The sequence below is a fragment of the Aliivibrio sifiae genome (genome assembly GCF_002954705.1).
GTDB classification, from domain to species: Bacteria; Pseudomonadota; Gammaproteobacteria; order Enterobacterales; family Vibrionaceae; genus Aliivibrio; species Aliivibrio sifiae_A.
Genome location: NZ_MSCO01000002.1, coordinates 913342 through 927880, shown reverse-complemented (window position 1 = coordinate 927880; position 14539 = coordinate 913342). Strand labels below are relative to the sequence as shown.

Sequence of the window (14539 nt, the reverse complement as noted above, 5' to 3'; positions counted from 1 at the left end):
CCACGCTATCGAAAAAGCGACGCAATTTATTGTGAACCACCCTGATGAATCGTGGAAAACCTTTGTTTCTTACGCGCCAGACACTCTAAACAATGAATTAAATAAACGTGCATGGAATGACACATTAACGCGTTTTGCATTACGTCCATCTGCGGTGGATTTAGAGCGTTACAATCGTTTTTCTGAGTTCATGTACCAACATAAAATCATAAAAACACAGCCTAAAGCACAAGATTTTGTGCCGGTGTTGTAATCCATTTTTCCTGTTTATTTTTTAGAGAGTCAGTATGAATCATCAAGATTTAATTCAAGCATGCAAAAGCGAGTGGGTTGAATACACCGAGCACAGTTTCGTTCAACAATTAGCGCTTGGAGAGTTAGCACATTCGTCATTTCTACATTATTTAAAACAAGACTTTCTGTTTTTAAAGCAGTACACCAGAGCCTATGCATTGGCGATTTATAAAGCGAGAACGTTAGCGGAAATGCGAATGGCATTACCAAGTGTTCAAGCTTTATTAGATTCTGAAATCGCTCATCATGTCGCGTATTGTGGTGAGTGGGGAGTGTCAGAAGCGGAGATGGAAGCCGAACCAGAAGCTTTTGGAACCGTCGCTTATACACGTTTTGTTTTAGACTCTGGAATGTCGGGAGATGTGATTGATCTCTACGCGGCATTAGCGCCGTGCTCTATTGGTTACGCCGTTATTGGAGCGCAATTATTGGCGAGTAACTCTACTGTCTTTGAAGGTAATCCTTACGCTAATTGGATAAAAATGTATGGCGGAGAAGAGTTTCAAGAAGGGATAGAGAGAAGTATCAAGCAACTAGATGTATTACTGAATGATATTGAGTTGAACAGCCAACGTGGACAGCGTTTGTGTCATATTTTTAAAACGGCGACTCGAATGGAAGTGGCGTTTTGGCAGCAAGGATTAGACGACGCATAAAGCGTGTATTAACAAGAATAGGGAAAGAACAATGACAATTATGAATACACAACGCATCGTTGAAGCCTTGGCTGTATTGCGTGAGAAAAAGCCATTGGTTGTAAACATTACCAACTATGTCGTAATGAACAATACAGCGAATGCCTTATTGGCGTTAGGCGCTTCACCAATCATGGCGCACAGCCAACAAGAAATGGCAGAGATGATGAGCTTTTCTGGTGCGTTAGTGATCAACATCGGTACACTCGATAGCGTATGGACACCAAGAATGCATTTCGCGGTAGAGCAAGCAAACCTTAATAATAAAGTGGTGGTACTTGATCCTGTGGGATGCGGAGCAAGCCAATTACGAACCCAAACGGCTCGTCAAATAGCAGAAACTGCAAACAAGTTAATTATTCGTGGTAATGCGTCTGAGATTATTGCTCTAGCGGGTGAGAATGCACAAAGCAAAGGCGTTGATGCACTAGACAGCAGTGATTCAGCGTTGGGAGCAGCATGTTATGTAGCGCAGCAATATCAGTGCAGCGTTGTGATTTCGGGTGAAACGGATTATATCGTTACAAAAGAGGCGCAGTACAAGTTAAATAATGGTCACGCAATGATGCCATTTGTGACAGGAATGGGTTGTTCTCATACCGCGCTAACTGGCGCATTTGCAGCCATTGGAGATGAAACTGGTGTTGCTGCAACGGCTATTTTAGGTGTTGCTGGCGAGATAGCAGCAGAGAAATCCGCAGGCCCAGGCAGTTTGCAAATGAATTTATTGGATGCTCTGTATCAGTTAGATGAAGAGACTCTGGTACGTCGATTAAAACTGACGGTTAATGCATAGGCAGTAAAGAATGAGCAATATTTATAAGCTGTATTTAGTGACAGATGATAAGCAAAGCATCAGCGAGTTATGCTATGTGGTTGCAGAAGCCATTAAAGGTGGCGTTACCATGGTACAAATTCGCGAAAAACATGGTGATGTACGCCAGTTTATTGAGCGCTCAGCAGCAGTAAAGCAAGTACTAGAAGGCAGCGGCGTTCCATTGATTATTAATGACCGTGTTGATGTAGCTCTAGCGGTTAAGGCGGATGGGGTACATTTAGGGCAAACAGATATGCCAGCAAGCTTGGCGCGTAAGTTGATTGGCCCTGATATGATTTTAGGGTTATCTGTTGAAAATGAAACTCAGTTGCGTGAAGCTCAAGAGCTTCCTGTTGATTACCTTGGCATCAGTGCAATATTTTCTACGCCAACAAAGACCAATATAATTAAAGAGTGGGGCATTGATGGTTTAACTAAAGCCGTTAAAGAAAGTAGGCTCCCACTTGTTGCGATTGGTGGAATTAATGAAATGAACATTAAGGAGATCGCAGATACTCAAGTGAGTGGAATTGCTTTAGTGTCTGCAATTTGTCATGCAGAGTCGCCAAAGCAGGCAAGTGAAGAGTTACTTGGATTAATGGGCCGTTAGTTACTCTCTTTTCTTAACGATATAAAATTTGAGCACTTTCGGTGCTCTCTTTTTGGGATTTTTTCATTGTGTACATGGCTTTATCTGAGCGAATAAGGGCTTCTGTAAAATTATCTTTCGTCGCTTTTTCAATGCCATATGAAAATGAAATAGACTCATTTAATAGGGACATATTAACTGAATTGATGTAGGTTAATGCTCTTTCTGGTTCAACGGTCGCAATAAATTCATCTCCTCCGACTCTAAAGGCCATTTCATTTTTTAAACAGTGCTCTTTTAAGGTTTGGGCGAAACGAATAATCATTAAATCGCCTACTGCATGTCCTTTAATATCATTAACTTGCTTTAATCCGTTTAAATCAAAATAGATAAGGTCAAAGGACGATAATTTAATTTCAGGAAATTTTTTTCGATTATAGAGTCGTGTTAAATCATCCTTCATACTTTCTTTTATTATGTTTTTTACTATGCTAGTTAGTCCGACAGCAATAAGAAAAAAAGCGACTAATAGCGTACCATCATCAAGTAGAGTATCTATTACTTCATAATTATCAGAATAGTTTTCAATGGCAGGCACTTCAGTTAAAAGATCGTAAAGTTTATTGAACAAAAGAAGGTAAGCACCAATCATTATTTTCGAATAAGGGACAAGGTGACCTTTAAGAGTTAGGAACATATAGATAAGTAACGTGAGCGTAGTTCCTTCGAAAAAAACATCAGAAAGAGAATCAAAGCCGACGTAATGGCTAGCTGCAATAATAGTAGCTAAAAGAGATGCTGAGATACCTGTGACGATAACAGGAACATGATATTCGGTCATATTAATTTAATCGACTGTTGTTCTGTGAATGTTAAGATTACTTATTTTTTCGTAAAAAACAAGTGGGAAGAGTAAATAAAAAAGTAATGAGAATAGAGGATTAATTAAATGATAGATGAAACCTTTGTTTTTATAAATATGCCTTGTTAGACAAGAGTGAGTGGGTATTATGAATTCTGGTATGAAGCACATATAGCAGTTAAAAAATTTTATGCCTAACAAAGATCTATTGATTGCTAGTGATGGATAAATGTTCTATTTTAGCTAGTAACTGTATAAAATTTAATTAAAAATCGTATAAATTAGCCCTCGACTTAATTTTAAGGATAAGAATATTCGTGCAGCTTTATCACTCACTAAAGACCAAAGTTTGGCTTATTATTCTGTTCTCATTTATTCCTGCTAGTGTCATCATCTTTTCTAATATGTTTTATGAATATAGAGCCGCGAAAGAAGACGTTGAAATTGACGCAATGCAAATTGCGAGTAGTTTAGCGAGTGAGCAGTTTTCTATTATTAACGAAGCTGAAGAATTTCTCGTTCAACTGAGCCAAGTTGATGATGTGAAAAAACCAAACTCTCCACAGTGTAAACACATTGTTCAACAGGCGCTTAAATTAAATACACACTATGTAAACATCGCAATCGCAGGGCTAGATGGTTCTTTTGACTGTTCAGCATTAAGCTCGGCATCGGTAATTAATGTCGCAGACCGATCTTATTTTAGAAAAGTCATTACTGGTGAGGTCTTCTCTATTAGTGGATTTCAAATTGATCGTATTATAAAGAAAGATACGATTAATTTCGCATACCCTGTTTATGATTCAGAAGATGTCCTTACAGGAGCTGCTGTGGCTGTTATTTCTTTAGATTGGTGGAGCGAGAGGCTTGCAGAGTTTAGTTTACCTAAAAATACCATCGCCGTTTTAGTTGATAATAATGGCAATATATTAACGTCTAATAATAATGTTATTTCCCATTACAATGAGGAAGTGCCGCTTGTTGTTAAGCAAAAAATGTATAAAAAAAATCCGTTTGTATTCGAAGTGAAAAATAAAAAGGGGGTATCATTTCTTGCTGCTAGCGTTCCTTTGTTCCCTAATAATAGTAAAAATTATAGCCAGATGATTATTGCGTTACCTCTTGATGATGCCTATCAAGGTGTAATGGATACGTTAGTTAGAAGTGTGAGCTTGTTTGCTATTAGTATTATATTATTTTTGTTAATTCTATTATTAGGCTTTAATCGTAATGTGATTCAACCCATACAAACTTTGTTATCTTCTACGCAAAAATATGTCGAGAAAAAAAGAGGAGCTAAGTTTTCAGCGGGGAATGAACTATCAAATCTTTCTGAAAATTTTGATTGGGTTGTTCAAGAGCAAGGGTTTATTGAGAAGGAGTTAATAGATAAAGAGTTACGGCTTAATCGAGCTTATACCCGTATTAATAACCTCTTAGATAATTCAACGTATGGTGTTGTTGAATGGGGGCCAAACTTAACAATTCGTCGCTGGTCTCAATCATGCCAAAATTGGTTTGGTTTGAGCTCTGATGAATTATTAGACCAAGATATAACCTCGCGTACCGGTATTATTGGTGACTACTTTTCTCAAATGACACATGAATTAGAGAAAATGCGAGAAGGGCATTCTGAACATGCTGAATGTGAAATTCCATTTGTTACAGAAGATGGCACTGTCATTATTCTTATTTGGAAATTGTCTGCGCTTTATGATGGTAATGATCTGATTGGTATTTTAGCTTTGGTTGATGATGTAACTAAGCAAGTAGAATATCAACAAGAGATAGAACACCAAGCGCATTTTGATGGTCTTACAAATTTACCAAATCGTTATGCTTTATTGAATAGCATGAACTTTTACCTTTCTAATCAGCAACCTTTTACTATTTTACATATTGATATTAAAGGGTTTAAATTTATAAATGATCATTATGGACATTTATATGGTGATGAGATGCTAGTTGAGCTGTCTTTGCGTATTAATCAAGAAGTGTGTAATGGGGAATTTTTCGCGCGTTTAGGAGGAAATGAATTCATATACCTTGTTTCATCCCACGATAAAGAAACCTTATCTCTGCGTATAAAAGAGCTGAAAACCATTATTAATACCCCAATACAGATCAAAGAATCAAATCATATTACTCATGTCAACCTTGGCATTGCAACATGTGATTCATGTGGTAAAGATGCAGAAGAATTACTTCGTCAGGCTGGCGTGGCTTTACATTATGCAAAAAGACATTCGTTACTTGATGTATTTTATTATTCTTCTGAAATGGAAAATAAAGAGCGTATGCGTTTTAATCTTGAACGTGATTTACGTAATGCCTTAGATCGTCAAGAATTTGAACTGTATTATCAACCGATTTTAAATCAAAGAACCAGTATGTTCGATTCTGCAGAAGCTCTGATCCGTTGGAATCACCCCAGCAAAGGACTTGTTTCGCCTAATGAATTTATTCCGTTAGCGGAGGATACTGGGTTAATACATCAACTGGGTTATTGGGTATTATTTGAATCGATAAGACAGCTTAAAGAGTGGCAAGATAATGCAACAGGGGTTAATAAAGTTTCTGTGAATATGTCAGCAATACAACTGAGTGATGTTGATGTCGTTGATAAAGTGAAGCATGTAATTTCTTATTATAATGTAGAGCCTAGTTCTATCGTTATTGAAGTAACAGAAAGCGCTCTATTAGATAGTGCTAGTGAAGTTCTTGAACGAATTAAATTGATTAAAGATCTTGGGGTGTTGATCGCTTTAGATGACTTTGGCACTGGTTATTCAAGTTTAAGTTATTTATCAAATTTACCATTGAATCGATTAAAAATAGATCGTTCATTTGTAAACCGGATTGGTAGTATTCGTGATGAAGTATTAATAAATGCGATTATTTCTATTGCTCATGGCATGAATTTATCGGTTGTTGCTGAAGGGATTGAAACCAATGAGCATCTTGAATTCTTGATGGGGAAAGGGTGTGAATACGGACAAGGATATCTATTTAGTAAGCCTTTGCCTGTTACTGAGTTTGAAGTGTTTATTAAACACCATTCTTTTCAACAAGAAGCAATTGGCATCGAACCCAAATTTATGTGATAAAAAGCAGTTATTGTTTAATCAATAACTGCTTTTGTATCATAAGAAAGTAATTACAGCTGTTTAGCTATCATTTTTTCTAAGTCTTCTTGAGGTATGAACCCTGGAATTATTTCATTACCAATGATTAAACTTGGTGTACCTCTTAATCCTAATTGACTAAAGATCTGTTCATTTTTTTCAACTAATGCCATTTTTTTCTGGTTTGGGGTTAAGTCTTTTTGAGTTTTAGTTAACTCTGCAATTTTCATTATAGAACTGCTGTCGTGGCGAGATGGTTTTGCCATCATCAAACGGTGTACTTCTGCGAATTTAGAGTGGTCATTTTCCCATACATTTAACGCGTACCATGCAGTATTGGTTTTTAGTCCAGGGATCATTCGTTGCTGAAATGGAAGCAGAACATTTACAACACGGATCTCAGGGTATTTTTTAATTACTCCAACTAGCCCTGATTCTAAGCGCTTACAATAAGGGCAATTATAGTCAGTAAAATTGATGATGGTTAATTTAGGGTTTTCTGCACCAAAATACGGCTGCTGTGGATTGTTATATAAATAGTCGTGGTTAGTTTTTAAGATAGTCTCTAATGATTTTTGACCATCAAGGTATTGCTTTAAATTGCTATGTAATGGGTTAATTAATTCAGGATTATCACGTAATAATCCTGATATTTCAGTAAGCTGCTTTTTTTGAATTGGAGTAATGTCTTTGGCTGAAACCAATGGCGATAAAAGAAGGCTTGCAGTAATTGATACTGATAGTAGTAATGATTTCATGAGAATAACCTTAAGCAAAAAATAAACGTAACCACAAACCAATAGGGGTAGTTGCCCCGGTTGTGATAGAAGAAACTTTGCCATTATTAATAATGACGATTGAAGGGGTAGCCGTAACTCCCCACTCTTTACTTATATTTCCTGTTGAATCATTGACTACAGGGAAGTCATATTCTTTGTAATTCATAAATTGTGACAAACGTTTATTATCACCTGACGTGATGGCAACCGACACCACTTGGTGATCGCTGGCAAGCCAAGAAACACTAGGACTTACGATATTACAAATAGGGCACCATGTTCCCCAAAAATACAGTAAAACGGGTTTTTCATGGCTCATTTTTTCTATATCAACCCAATCGCCATCAATCGTATTTATAGATAGCGGTGGTATTAATTCTGATGGCATATCTTTACTGCGCCAAAAATCAATAGCAGAAACCAATAGGATAATAAAGAAAGCGAATTTCGTTATTTCTTTAACGAATTTAACTATATCTGCCTTCGAGTTCTTATTCTTATTCTTTTTTGTTTGGTTGTTTGGTGATTTTAGCAACATTATGGAGTTCTCCCTGCGTATTCTAAAGCTTGGATAACATCATCGCTGTTTAATAGAACAGGAAGCGCGATTCCCTGAGGGGCGTTAGGTCCATAAACAACGTTTAAAGGAACTCCAAATCGTTGATGGCTTTTCAAGTAATTAGTAATTTTTGTGCTTGGATGAGTCCAATCACCTTTCATGGTAATTATGTTTTTTTGTTGTAATGCAGGATAAACAGGGTCTTGTAAAATAACGCCGATTTTATTTGCTTTACAAGTGATACACCAATCAGCAGTGACATCGACAAACACAGTTTTTCCCTGTTCGACATACTCATTGATGGCATTTTCATTAAGTGGCTGCCACGCTAAATTATCTTCAATAGGTGTTGCCCAATGTTTGGTTGTCATACTTCCAATGATAAGGGCGGCGCTGCTTGTTAATACAATGACAGCGATAATCGCAATGACGGTATTTTTACCTTGAGTTTTCCCAACTCGATACAGTAAATAAATACTTAATAAGAAGCCGATGATAAACGTAGAAAAACCACCGATGAATGGCGTTAATAAACTTAATAACCATAACGTTGTAATAAGCATCATTAAGCCAAAAAGTACTTTGACTTTATTCATCCATGACCCCGGTCTTGGCATTAGTGTGACAAAATTAGGAAATAGAGCAAACAAAAGCCAAGGTAAGGCCATACCTAGTCCTAAGAAGGTAAATACCAGTAACATTTCTATTGTGCTTGCACCTAAGGCAAAGGCGACAGCTGTCCCTAAGAAAGGTGCACTACATGGCGTTGCAAGTAAGGTCGCAAACATACCTTGTATGAAATGGCCTAATGTTGAGTTATTTCCTTTATTTGCGATAGACGTTGAGAATCGACTTGGCAGTTGAATTTCAAATAACCCCAGTAGATTCGCAGTAAATAGTGCGGTAATTGTTACCATGAAACCGATAAAAATAGGGCTTTGAAATTGAATCCCCCATCCAATAGCGTTGCCTGTTAATTTTAAAGCAAGTAATCCTACCGCAATGAGCCAAAACGAAGAGATAATCCCAGCAGCAGAAGCAAAGAACTGTAAGCGAATAGAGCGTTTAGTTGATTGAGATGAAGCTAGCATACTATTCAATTTCATGCCTAACACAGGCAGTACGCAAGGCATTATGTTTAAAATCAATCCACCCAATAACGCAAAAGCCATGATAGTTAATAAACTCGTTGATGAACGTTCAACAAACGGTTTATTATCTATAACAGTACTCAATTCATGAGAAAAAAGGGCGTCAGAAACCGTAATTGAAATTGATTTTCCAACTAAATCGGTTTTTCCTAACCAGTTTGTTACTTTATAAGTTGCTGTTGCGATATCTCCATCGATAGTGATAGATGGTTGAGCGAAATAATCATCAGTAATCTCTTGGCCATCAACTAAAATTTGTGGTTTTTCCCAACCATCAGTATGTTCTAGTTGCAACTGTAATTGTTGTGATTCGTGGTTAAATGAGGCCGCGATTATACGAGTTAAGTTACTTTGTGTTGGAACATTTGAAATCCCTTGTTGATATAGATGCTGAGCCTCAGGGTTAGCTTCAATATCAGTAAGAGCAATAGGATCTAATTCCAAATCGTATTCAGTTAAGACACAAATGTTGGTACAGGTTGGCAGCGTCAATTTACCTGAAAAATTGACTGGTTTATTAATGTCATTAAATGTGAGTTCCATAGGGAAAATAACGTCATGTTTATACCCTAATGTCATGATACCTGATTGCTCATAGTAAGCAGGTGTAGGCCAATGCCATTTAAGATTAGAAACATTATTGGAGTTACTCCAATCAAGTACAGGAGAAACTCCCCCTTCACCTGGTGAGCGCCAATACGTTTTCCACTCACCATCAAGCTTTACTTCAAGCAAACCTCTGGCTTGATTATTTACTTTATCTACTTCGCCTGTAAGCATAAAGCGAACTTGCGCGGGCGGATGATCTGGATGGGTTAACCAACCGGTAGATAATGATTGTGCCATTGCAGGTACGGCAAAGAGTGACAGCAGTAAAGTTGCAGTCAATATCATCACTGAACGTAATCGAGCGATGGATTTATTTTTTTGAATTGTAAACACAGTGATACTCCGAAAATAATTATATAAAAAGATATAAGTACTTACGTTGTGTTTATTCTTGAAAGGTACAGAACGCCAAATGCCGCCGCACACCGTAAGAGGTGATTGGTTCTGTGAAGAAATAGGCGGTCCCTGATTGTTTGAGTATCGACGCAATAATAAGCAGCGCGATGATAAACATGGGAATAGCTAAATCTAAATGAACCGAATGGGCATTAACAAGATGTTCGCTACTATGACACTGAGATTGGTTATCATCTTCAGGTTGAGATGACGACTGTGTTTGTGGTTGTAATTGTTCTTTGACATCAGAGCTAGGAACAATAGGGCAAGCAGACGAGAACCCTAAATTTTGAGAAAAACACACAACAAGCACAATACTCACTAATAGTAGTGACCATGAAGCGATGGTTTGACGCTTGTATTGGAGTAATGAGAATTTCAAAAAATCAGCTCAATTCTAGGTTAGTAACAGCAGTGCTATTTTATGGAGATAAATATCAATATCAATGCTGTTTTTGTTAACGGATAAAAATAAGAATAGGTACGAACCGTTATCCTCAAAAGAGAAGACATCATGAACTTCGGAATGGTTCAATTTTTTTTCATGGTCACCAAATTTTAAATGAGTGCCAATTATTTAATGTAGTAATGGTTGGGCCTATTGGAGGTGCGAGAAACGCCAAGATAACAACAGTAATAAGAAAAAAAATCGATAAAGGAAGATTAGAAAAATCAGTTAACTTCAATGCTGAGCCAAAGGACCGTTTTATACGAACATTTGCAAGGTCTACACTGTATATTTCATCTAATAGTAAATGAATTAACCCGCCACCAAAAACAAACATACCAGAAAGCCAGCCAATTAAATCTGCGCCTTGTAATTCGGTATTTAAAATGAACATGGTGATGTTTGTTGTCAGTAATCCACAAAATAAAAGGAACAACAGTGAATGACATATTCCACGGTGTATTGTTTGCCACTCAAAGACATTACGGATACCGTATTTGATAAAAATATGAATAACAACAGGTAGACCGATTAGAAGTAAAAATTGTCTTTCATCAATAGCATCACTGGTAAAGTAGCGAATGCTGAGTAAGACAATACAAATAGTAAAAAGGTTAAAGATAATATCTAAAGAGGTAGAGTTATCTGAATCGATATCGGGTAATAGTCCACCAATTGTACCTAAAAACCAAAGCCATAATGCTGTGTTTAGTTCAATGTGGTTTGCCGAAAGCAAAGCTGCAGAAGCTACGCCTGAGACTAAAGCGGCGCTGTTAAAATGAGTACTAAAATTTGCCATAGGTTTTTAAAGATTTCTTTTGTAAGATACACGCTGAATTAATAGAGAAAATAATCATGTTTAAAGTATTTGCATTACTGTGCATCGCCCTTGGGATTTACATTGGAATGAATTATGGCGATGAAGTTCAAAATGTTATGGATTCAGATGCCTTTGAAAAAGTACAAGACACCCTCGTTGATGGTAAAGATCTTGTGCTTGAAAAAATTGAGGATGCGACTCAATAGTTTATTGATTAGTGGCACTGCTTTGAGTTATACGCTTAATTGGAAACAAAAATCCCCCGTGATGACAGCATCGCGAGGGATTTTCATTCTATAACAGCAAATAATAAAAACCAACAATAAACTGTATATATATACAGTTTATTTGGGTTTCATATTATGTGATGTTTATTTAAGCGGTAGAATAGTGATTTCTACACGGCGATTACACGCACGGCCTTGTGATGTTGAGTTATCACAAACAGGATAGCGCTCACCGTAGCCACGGGCATGAACACGTCCAGCGGCAACTTTTTGTTTAATTAGGTAAGTGCGAACAGAATTAGCACGTTGCTCCGACAGAGTTTGGTTTTTAGTATCGTTACCAGAACTATCTGTATGACCATCAATTTGAAGAGCGGTGTCTGGGTATTCAACAAGAATACGAGCAACGCCATTTAATGTGTTGTAAATGCTAGCATCTAATTGATAAGAGCTAGATTGGAAGCCAACACCATTGTCCATAATAAGTTTTAACTCATTATCACCAACACGTTCCACTTGTACACCAGAGCTTTTTAATTCATTACGCAATGCTTCTTCTTGGCTATCAAAGTAATAACCAACACCGCCACCAACAGCTCCACCAGCTGCCGCACCAATAAGAGCGTTTTTACGGCGTTCTTTTGCGTTATCGCCGCTAGCAAGACCAATAGCAACACCTGCTAGAACACCAGCAAGAGCCCCTTTGGTTGCAGAGTTTGTTTCTGTTTCACCGGTAGTTGCATTTTGGCGTTGAGTAGCCTGACAACCAGTTAAAGTGATAAGTAATGCAAGCGCAATAGTGATTTTTTTCATTCTTTGTCTCTAGTTATATACATCTGTGCCGTGCAGTGTACTCCTAGATGATCAAAAATCAATGCCTTAAGAAATAGTTTATTGATAGAAATGCCTATAATTTTGTGGAGTAGTCACTTTGTATTTTTGGGGTAGTGACTTTTTAGTGAAAATTACTTTTCAAGATTGGCCAATAATTTTTCACAAGTTGCTTTTAATTGCTGTAGTTCTTCAATTTCTAATTGGCTTTTACAAAAAATCCCATTAGGTACAGAAAGCGCTTTGTTTTTTAATTCTGTTCCTTGTTTGGTTAAAAAAACCAACCGAATGCGCTCGTCTTCACTGCAGCGTTCTCTTGTGATGAAGCCCTTTGTTTCTAACCGCTTAAGTAAAGGCGTCAAAGTACCTGAGTCTAAATGAAGATCGTGACCAAGATCTTTTACGTTAATGCCATTTTTTTCCCAAATAACCATCATCGCAAGGTATTGGGGATAAGTAAGATCAAGTTCACTCAACAGTGGACGGTAAGCTCTTATCATCGCGTTTGCTGCGCTGTAAAGAGAAAAGCAAACTTGATTTTTAAGTAATAATTGAGGTGTTTCCACATTATTTTGATTGTATTTTTCAGTTGAGGTAGTCATCTCAATACTCTGTATAAAAATAGGTTGTGCACAATATACTTGTATTTCATCTAAGAATCGAATTATACTCACTGAAAATAAATTGCGCACAACCTAATTGTTGGCAATTTAATTAACATTGAAGCATATTTAGAATTAAGGACATCATCATGACTACATTATATAAAACTAAAGCAACTGCATCAGCAGGACGTAATGGTCAGGTTATAACTGACGATAAGATGCTTGATCTTGCATTAAGTTACCCAAAAGAGATGGGTGGTACCGGTGAAGCAACTAATCCTGAGCAATTGTTTGCGGCAGGTTATTCTGCGTGTTTCTCAAATGCGATTTTGCACGTGGCTCGTGAAATGAAAATCAAGCTAACTCAAGCACCAGTGACGGCAGAAGTGGGTATTGGTCCAAATGATGCGGGCAGTGGTTTTGCATTGACGGTATCTTTAGCTGTAACGTTAGAACTGGATGAAGAACAAGCTCAACAATTAGTGAAAACAGCACACCAAGTCTGCCCATACTCAAATGCCGTGAAAGGCAATATTGATGTGAGATTATCAGTAAATGGTGTCGCACTTTAAGTCATAGGGATTGATTAAATGAATACTCTATTACTAACCGTAGGTCGTGTACTTTTAGCGCTGTATTTCTTAGTTCCAGGACTAATGAAATTTGTGTCGTGGGATATGCATATCCAATTAATGGAAAAGCATGACATGCCATTTGTTCCTGTTTTATTAGGAATTGCTGGTGTTTTCCAAATAGGTGCTGCTATTTTATTGATAGCAAACCGTTTTACATGGATAGTTGCCTTGTTATTAGCAGGGTTAGTGTTAGTCATTAATGTGTCACTCCATGATTTCTGGAACTATACAGGTCTAGAAGGGGCGCACGAGATGCAAAACTTCATTAAAAATCTAGGTATCTTTGCAGGTTTATTAGTACTTTCTGGCCACTCAATGCCTGAATGTTGTAAAGCAAAATCAGTATCATAATGATGTAATAATATAGAGCATAAAGCATAAAGCAAAATGGATATGAGGTGATTCATATCCCTTTTTTCTATTTGTTACTTAATCTATTCAATTGCTTTTCTGCAGTAAAGAAATCATTATAAAGCATGTAAAGGTGAGCTGAACTCCAAGAGAAGTTTGGTGCGCCTTGTTGGTCGCCAGTTAGTGGGTTGTAGTTTTCTCGGATAGGACCGTCACCAACTAAACCATCTGCGTGATCAAAGAATACACCTGCCATTTCAACCGCATCATCACGGTAGCCGTAGCTCTCCATGCCTTTTAGGCCAAAGTAGAATTGGTCAACCCAAACGCGCCCACGCCAGTAAATATCAGGACCAAATGCAGGGCTTGATAGTGCTGCTGTACCTAATGGTATATAAGTATTGAATTCAGAGGTATCCTTCATTACTTTAACAACAGCGTCAGCATTGGCTTGGGTTGCTGCTTTATTGAAAAGTGGTGACCAACCTTCTGGGCCTTTTCCACGCTCAACAATTGGTTTACCCGCACAGCCGTTTGCTAATGGTTTATCTTCTATACGGATATCGTAGAAGAAACCAGTACCTTCATCAAACATACAAGTATTGATATAAGTTGCTAATTTATCAGCTTTTTCACGGAACTCTTTTGCATCAGTATCTTTACCTAGGATATCAGCCATTTGAGCTAGATATTGGTTGTCACTGAACATGTAGCTTGCTTGGTCAACGGATTCTTGTAATAACGAG

General features: G+C 37.4%; 16 protein-coding genes and 1 pseudogene. 8 read left to right on the top strand and 9 right to left on the bottom strand.

Annotated features, from left to right (window positions below; translation table 11 throughout):
- The 4 genes and pseudogenes from BTO22_RS15155 to thiE all read left to right on the top strand — a co-directional run.
- Nucleotides 1–253, top strand: a pseudogene (locus BTO22_RS15155) (ABC transporter substrate-binding protein); the annotation flags it as partial.
- A 34-nt stretch (nt 254–287) separates the two neighbouring features.
- Entirely contained in the window at nt 288–950 is a 663-nt protein-coding gene (tenA, locus tag BTO22_RS15150; protein ID WP_105056192.1) for a thiaminase II, read from the top strand.
- 31 nt (nt 951–981) lie between these two features.
- Nucleotides 982–1785, top strand: coding sequence for a hydroxyethylthiazole kinase (gene thiM, locus BTO22_RS15145; protein ID WP_105056191.1), 804 nt, complete (start codon nt 982–984; stop codon nt 1783–1785).
- A 10-nt stretch (nt 1786–1795) separates the two neighbouring features.
- Nucleotides 1796–2416 (top strand): thiamine phosphate synthase, encoded by a 621-nt coding sequence (gene thiE / locus BTO22_RS15140; protein ID WP_105056190.1) that lies wholly within the window; start codon nt 1796–1798, stop codon nt 2414–2416.
- 13 nt (nt 2417–2429) lie between these two features.
- Here the strand turns inward: thiE and BTO22_RS15135 are convergent, their stop codons facing one another.
- The gene (locus BTO22_RS15135; RefSeq protein ID WP_105056189.1) at nt 2430–3236 is read right to left on the bottom strand and encodes a GGDEF domain-containing protein; all 807 of its coding nucleotides are present in this window, start codon (nt 3234–3236) and stop codon (nt 2430–2432) included.
- A gap of 338 nt (nt 3237–3574) precedes the next feature.
- Here BTO22_RS15135 and BTO22_RS15130 point away from each other — a divergent pair, with 338 nt between their 5' ends.
- Nucleotides 3575–6361 (top strand): bifunctional diguanylate cyclase/phosphodiesterase, encoded by a 2787-nt coding sequence (locus tag BTO22_RS15130; RefSeq protein WP_105056188.1) that lies wholly within the window; start codon nt 3575–3577, stop codon nt 6359–6361.
- Between the two features lie 53 nt (nt 6362–6414).
- On the opposite strand, the gene BTO22_RS15125 is transcribed toward BTO22_RS15130, so the two are convergent.
- The 5 genes from BTO22_RS15125 to BTO22_RS15105 all read right to left on the bottom strand — a co-directional run bounded on the left by BTO22_RS15125 (nt 6415) and on the right by BTO22_RS15105 (nt 11123).
- A complete protein-coding gene (locus BTO22_RS15125; protein WP_105056187.1) occupies nt 6415–7140 on the bottom strand; it encodes a DsbA family protein in 726 nt (241 codons plus the stop codon).
- 10 nt (nt 7141–7150) lie between these two features.
- Nucleotides 7151–7699: a protein disulfide oxidoreductase gene (locus BTO22_RS15120; protein ID WP_105056186.1), complete on the bottom strand. Its 549-nt coding sequence runs from the start codon at nt 7697–7699 to the stop codon at nt 7151–7153.
- The gene (locus tag BTO22_RS15115) at nt 7699–9765 is read right to left on the bottom strand and encodes a protein-disulfide reductase DsbD family protein (protein WP_374954026.1); all 2067 of its coding nucleotides are present in this window, start codon (nt 9763–9765) and stop codon (nt 7699–7701) included. The genes BTO22_RS15120 and BTO22_RS15115 overlap by 1 nt, the downstream gene beginning before the upstream one ends.
- A gap of 100 nt (nt 9766–9865) precedes the next feature.
- Nucleotides 9866–10258, bottom strand: coding sequence for a hypothetical protein (locus tag BTO22_RS15110; RefSeq protein ID WP_105056184.1), 393 nt, complete (start codon nt 10256–10258; stop codon nt 9866–9868).
- Nucleotides 10259–10424: 166 nt separating this feature from the next.
- Nucleotides 10425–11123: a metal-dependent hydrolase gene (locus BTO22_RS15105; RefSeq protein ID WP_105056183.1), complete on the bottom strand. Its 699-nt coding sequence runs from the start codon at nt 11121–11123 to the stop codon at nt 10425–10427.
- A gap of 56 nt (nt 11124–11179) precedes the next feature.
- Here BTO22_RS15105 and BTO22_RS15100 point away from each other — a divergent pair, with 56 nt between their 5' ends.
- A complete protein-coding gene (locus tag BTO22_RS15100; protein ID WP_105056182.1) occupies nt 11180–11350 on the top strand; it encodes a hypothetical protein in 171 nt (56 codons plus the stop codon).
- A 165-nt stretch (nt 11351–11515) separates the two neighbouring features.
- Here the strand turns inward: BTO22_RS15100 and BTO22_RS15095 are convergent, their stop codons facing one another.
- Both BTO22_RS15095 and BTO22_RS15090 read right to left on the bottom strand, forming a co-directional pair.
- A complete protein-coding gene (locus BTO22_RS15095; RefSeq protein WP_105056181.1) occupies nt 11516–12184 on the bottom strand; it encodes an OmpA family protein in 669 nt (222 codons plus the stop codon).
- 152 nt (nt 12185–12336) lie between these two features.
- Nucleotides 12337–12804 (bottom strand): MarR family winged helix-turn-helix transcriptional regulator, encoded by a 468-nt coding sequence (locus BTO22_RS15090; protein ID WP_105056180.1) that lies wholly within the window; start codon nt 12802–12804, stop codon nt 12337–12339.
- A gap of 149 nt (nt 12805–12953) precedes the next feature.
- On the opposite strand from BTO22_RS15090, the gene BTO22_RS15085 reads away from it, so the two are divergent.
- A complete protein-coding gene (locus BTO22_RS15085) occupies nt 12954–13379 on the top strand; it encodes an organic hydroperoxide resistance protein (RefSeq protein WP_105056179.1) in 426 nt (141 codons plus the stop codon).
- 18 nt (nt 13380–13397) lie between these two features.
- Nucleotides 13398–13793, top strand: a complete 396-nt coding sequence (locus BTO22_RS15080; RefSeq protein ID WP_105056178.1) for a DoxX family protein — start codon at nt 13398–13400, stop codon at nt 13791–13793.
- A 67-nt stretch (nt 13794–13860) separates the two neighbouring features.
- On the opposite strand, the gene BTO22_RS15075 is transcribed toward BTO22_RS15080, so the two are convergent.
- Nucleotides 13861–14539: MGH1-like glycoside hydrolase domain-containing protein (locus tag BTO22_RS15075; protein WP_258132615.1), on the bottom strand; the 679-nt coding region annotated here is incomplete at its 5' end.

Coding starts and splice junctions, on each gene's coding strand:
- tenA (WP_105056192.1), top strand. CDS start 288: ATGAATCATCAAGATTTAATTCAAGCATGCAAAAGCGAGTGGGTTGAA.
- thiM (WP_105056191.1), top strand. CDS start 982: ATGACAATTATGAATACACAACGCATCGTTGAAGCCTTGGCTGTATTG.
- thiE (WP_105056190.1), top strand. CDS start 1,796: ATGAGCAATATTTATAAGCTGTATTTAGTGACAGATGATAAGCAAAGC.
- BTO22_RS15135 (WP_105056189.1), bottom strand. CDS start 3,236: ATGACCGAATATCATGTTCCTGTTATCGTCACAGGTATCTCAGCATCT.
- BTO22_RS15125 (WP_105056187.1), bottom strand. CDS start 7,140: ATGAAATCATTACTACTATCAGTATCAATTACTGCAAGCCTTCTTTTA.
- BTO22_RS15120 (WP_105056186.1), bottom strand. CDS start 7,699: ATGTTGCTAAAATCACCAAACAACCAAACAAAAAAGAATAAGAATAAG.
- BTO22_RS15115 (WP_374954026.1), bottom strand. CDS start 9,765: ATGATATTGACTGCAACTTTACTGCTGTCACTCTTTGCCGTACCTGCA.
- BTO22_RS15105 (WP_105056183.1), bottom strand. CDS start 11,123: ATGGCAAATTTTAGTACTCATTTTAACAGCGCCGCTTTAGTCTCAGGC.
- BTO22_RS15100 (WP_105056182.1), top strand. CDS start 11,180: ATGTTTAAAGTATTTGCATTACTGTGCATCGCCCTTGGGATTTACATT.
- BTO22_RS15095 (WP_105056181.1), bottom strand. CDS start 12,184: ATGAAAAAAATCACTATTGCGCTTGCATTACTTATCACTTTAACTGGT.
- BTO22_RS15090 (WP_105056180.1), bottom strand. CDS start 12,804: ATGACTACCTCAACTGAAAAATACAATCAAAATAATGTGGAAACACCT.
- BTO22_RS15085 (WP_105056179.1), top strand. CDS start 12,954: ATGACTACATTATATAAAACTAAAGCAACTGCATCAGCAGGACGTAAT.
- BTO22_RS15080 (WP_105056178.1), top strand. CDS start 13,398: ATGAATACTCTATTACTAACCGTAGGTCGTGTACTTTTAGCGCTGTAT.